The organism is Sphingobium indicum BiD32 (assembly GCF_000382885.1).
Lineage (GTDB): Bacteria > Pseudomonadota > Alphaproteobacteria > Sphingomonadales > Sphingomonadaceae > Sphingobium > Sphingobium japonicum_C.
In genome coordinates, this window is record NZ_CAVK010000236.1 from 1 (window position 1) to 3,094 (window position 3,094).

The window sequence follows — 3,094 nt, forward strand, 5'->3', positions numbered from 1 at the left end:
GTGTCACCCTATCGAGAGGGCGACACCCCTCCATCTGGCCTTCGGCCCGACACCTCCCCTTGCAGGGGAGGATGGGCGTCCCTCTCCCCCCTCCTCCTCTTCGCCGCCCTCTGGCTGGCGACTGAATATCTCCGCGCCACCATGTTTACCGGTTTCGCCTGGAACCCGCTGGGCGTAACCCTGCTCCCAACCGGCATCGCCATCGCCGCCACCGTCATCGGCACCTATGGCCTTGGCGCGCTGACGATCCTCGCATCAGGCGCGCTCCTCCTCGCCCTGCGCCGCGACTATCGCCCCGCCGCCGCCCTCGCCGCGCCGCTCGTCCTTCTCGCGCTCTGGGGCAATTTTGCCCCCGCCCCGCCGACACCGCCCGGCGCGCCGCGCGTCCGCATCGTCCAGCCCAATATCGGCCAGGACCAGAAATATTCGGTCGAAAACGAAGTCGCCAATTTCCGCAAGCTCGCCGCTCTTTCCGGGCCGCCACGCCCCGCCCCGCGCCTCATATTCTGGCCCGAAGCCGCCATTCCCGCCTATCTCGACATGGAACCGGGCTGGCGCGCCCGCCTCGCCAGCCTGCTTGGCCCCGGCGACCTGCTGATGACCGGCGCGGACAAAGTCTATTTCAAGCCGGTCGAACAGGACGGCTTCATCACGCAAAAGCTGGCGGGCGCGAACAACAGCGTCTGGATCGTCACCCCCGACGCCCAATTGCTCGGCCGCTACAGCAAGGCGCATCTCGTCCCCTATGGCGAATATCTGCCGATGCGCTCGATCCTCGAACCGATCGGCCTTTCCCGCCTTGTCCCCGGCGACGCCGATTTCTGGCCCGGCCCCGGACCGCAAAGCCTGCCCTTGCCCGCAACGCTCGGCCGCCCGGACCTCAAAATGGGGGTACAGATCTGCTATGAGATCATCTTTTCGGGTCAGGTGATCGACCGCGCCAACCGCCCGTCCTTCCTGTTCAACCCCTCCAACGACGCCTGGTTCGGCAGTTGGGGACCGGTCCAGCATCTCGCCCAGGCCCGCCTGCGCGCGCTGGAGGAGGGCATCCCCATCATCCGCTCGACCCCCACCGGCGTCTCCGCGATCATCGACGCGCGCGGCCATGTCACCCACGCCCTTGGCCTCAACCGCGCCGGTTTCCTCGACTCCGGCCTGCCACCGGCGTTGCCCCCCACCCTGTTCGCGCGGGTCGGCAACTGGGCAGCCTTCGCCGTCATGGCGTTGCTCATCGGGCTGGCCATTGCCATGCCACGCAGCAAAAGCTAATAGCCACATAAACTATTCTTTATATCGCTTTTCGGCCCAGCCGCTTATGGGAGTCCCATGCGTAACCAATTCCTCTTCACCTCGGAATCCGTGTCCGAAGGCCATCCCGACAAGGTCGCTGACCAGATTTCCGACGCCATTGTCGATCTCTTCCTGTCGAAAGACCCCGAAGCCCGCATCGCCTGCGAAACCCTGACCACGACCCAGCTCGTCGTCCTGGCCGGCGAAATCCGCTGCAAGGGCGTCTATGAGGATGGCGCATGGGCGCCGGGTGCGAAGGAAGAGATCGAAGCCACCGTCCGCGCCACGGTCAAGCGCATCGGCTATGAGCAGGACGGCTTCCACTGGCAGACCTTCCGCTTTGAAAACAACCTCCACGGCCAGTCCGCCCATATCGCGCAGGGCGTCGATGAAAGCGGCAACAAGGATGAAGGCGCAGGCGATCAGGGCATCATGTTCGGCTATGCCTCGGACGAAACCCCTGACCTCATGCCCGCCACCCTCTATTACAGCCACAAGATATTGGAGCGCATGGCCGCCGACCGCCATGCACAAGTCGTCGACTTCCTCGAACCCGATGCCAAGAGCCAGGTGACGCTCGAATATATCGATGAAAAGCCGGTTCGCGCCACCGCTCTGGTCGTCTCGACCCAGCACGCCGCCGGCATGGACAATGATGAAAGCCGCGCGAAACTGCGCGCCTATGTCAAGGGCGTGATGACCGACATCCTGCCCGAAGGCTGGCTGCCCGACGACGAGAAAATCTACGTCAACCCGACCGGCCTGTTTGAAATTGGCGGCCCGGACGGCGACGCAGGCCTGACCGGCCGCAAGATCATCGTCGACACCTATGGCGGCGCATCGCCCCATGGCGGCGGCGCGTTCAGCGGCAAGGACCCGACCAAGGTTGACCGGTCGGCCGCCTACATCACCCGCTACATGGCCAAGAATATCGTCGCCGCCGGCCTCGCCCGCCGCTGCACGATCCAGCTCTCCTACGCCATCGGCGTCGCCGAACCGCTCTCCCTCTATGTCGATCTCCACGACACCGGCACGGTCGAAGCCTCGGCGATCGAAGCCGTCCTGCCCACGCTGGTGCGCCTGACGCCAAAGGGCATCCGCACCCATCTGGGCCTCAACAAGCCCATCTACCAGAAAACCGCCGCCTACGGCCATTTCGGCCGCACCCCCGAAGGCGACTTTTTCCCCTGGGAAAAGACCGATCTGGTGGACGCGCTCAAGGCCGCACTGGCCTGACACCGTAAATCGCGCCCTTCATGCTATAACGCCCCATCCGAAACGACTCGGAGAGGGTGAACATGGAGGGCGCGCTATGTCATATCGCCATTCTGGTGCCTTGCTGGCGCTGACGCTCGCGACATCGGCCACTGCCCAGACCGCGCCCGGTGCCGGGATCACAAGGGCCGAAGCCGCGCAGCTCTATGCGGCAGGCGGTTTTCCGATCGTGAAGAACCGGCCCACCGACGCCTGCGGAGCACCGGCCAGGCCCAGCATCCGCTTCATCGACATGAATGGCGACAAGAAGGCCGAAGCGCTCTTCATCAATCGCTCAGCCTGTTCCATGCCGGAAAAGACCAGCTTCGGCATCGCGGCCAAGGGGGCCGATGGCCGTTGGCGCAACCTGGTGGGGCAGAACGGCACCGTCCGCGCGCTCGCCACCCGGACCGGCGGATGGATCGATCTGGAATGGACCCATGCCGGTCGCACCCAGCCGCTGCGCTACAATGGTAGCGGCTATGTCGTGCCCGACGGCAAGGGCAAATTGCCCGCCACCCCGCCGCCCGCCACGGCAAAGCCCGCCCCC

At 65.2% G+C, this 3,094-nt stretch carries 2 protein-coding genes and 1 pseudogene; all 3 read left to right on the forward strand.

Going from position 1 to position 3,094, the window contains the following annotated elements; translation table 11 throughout:
- Positions 1-1,269: apolipoprotein N-acyltransferase (lnt, locus tag EBBID32_RS20690; protein WP_051093400.1), on the forward strand; the 1,269-nt coding region annotated here is incomplete at its 5' end.
- A gap of 57 nt (positions 1,270-1,326) precedes the next feature.
- The gene (metK, locus tag EBBID32_RS20695) at positions 1,327-2,526 is read left to right on the forward strand and encodes a methionine adenosyltransferase (RefSeq protein WP_006966340.1); all 1,200 of its coding nucleotides are present in this window, start codon (positions 1,327-1,329) and stop codon (positions 2,524-2,526) included.
- A 76-nt stretch (positions 2,527-2,602) separates the two neighbouring features.
- A pseudogene (locus tag EBBID32_RS20700) lies at positions 2,603-3,094 on the forward strand (hypothetical protein); the annotation flags it as partial.